Origin of the sequence: Paracoccus sp. FO-3 (assembly GCF_006386455.1) — a bacterium.
GTDB classification, from domain to species: domain Bacteria; phylum Pseudomonadota; class Alphaproteobacteria; order Rhodobacterales; family Rhodobacteraceae; genus Paracoccus; species Paracoccus versutus.
Genome location: NZ_VCBQ01000294.1, coordinates 1 through 684, shown reverse-complemented (window position 1 = coordinate 684; position 684 = coordinate 1). Strand labels below are relative to the sequence as shown.

At 64.9% G+C, this 684-nt stretch carries 1 protein-coding gene; it reads right to left on the bottom strand.

The window, feature by feature from the left end; all coding sequences use genetic code 11:
• Nucleotides 1-160: 160 nt before the first annotated feature.
• Nucleotides 161-684 (bottom strand): IS5 family transposase (locus FE811_RS27065; RefSeq protein WP_140849601.1); only part of this gene is annotated, 524 nt, incomplete at its 5' end.

Genomic DNA, 684 nt, shown 5'->3' with positions numbered 1-684 from the left:
GGGCACCTCGATTTTTCACCGCTTCCCGCTGATCGAGGCCTGCCTCGCTGCCTGAAACCTGCCGAGAACGGCTTGTGAGGATGTTCGGGGGCGTGATCAGCCGCCGTTCTGCCCGGTCACGGCGTGCTTCGGCCCTCTCGGCCTGACGTCCACGCCCGGATCACGCCGGGCAGGGGTTCAGACTGCGCAGCTGGACGAGGCGACGCATGTTGTAGGCGAGGTTCTTCATCCCGATCTTGGCCTTCGCCCTCACCAAGCCGATGGTGCGCACCAGCGTGCCGCCCATGTCGTTGGTCTGCGCGCCGAAGACATGCTCGACCCGGGCGCGCACGGTGGATTTCGTCCGGTTGCTGGCCTTGCCTTGTTCGGTCAGTGGCTTGCCCCGCTTGCCCTTGCGGTGGACGTGGCTCTTCAGCCTGGATGCGCGGAGCCTCGCCTCCATCTCTGCGGACCGATACGCCGGATCAGCCCAGACCCCTGCGCCGGTGTTGCCCTTCATCAGCAGATGATCCACTGCCTGGCTGTCATGCAGGGCCGCATCGCTGACATGGTAACGCCGCACCAGCTTGTGCTGGCGGTCCACGTTGACATGGTTCTTGTAGCCGTAGTGGGATTTCCCGTGCTTCTTGGTCCAGCGGGCATCGACGTCCTTCTGCGATCGCTTGGCCGGCTTGTCGGACCAGC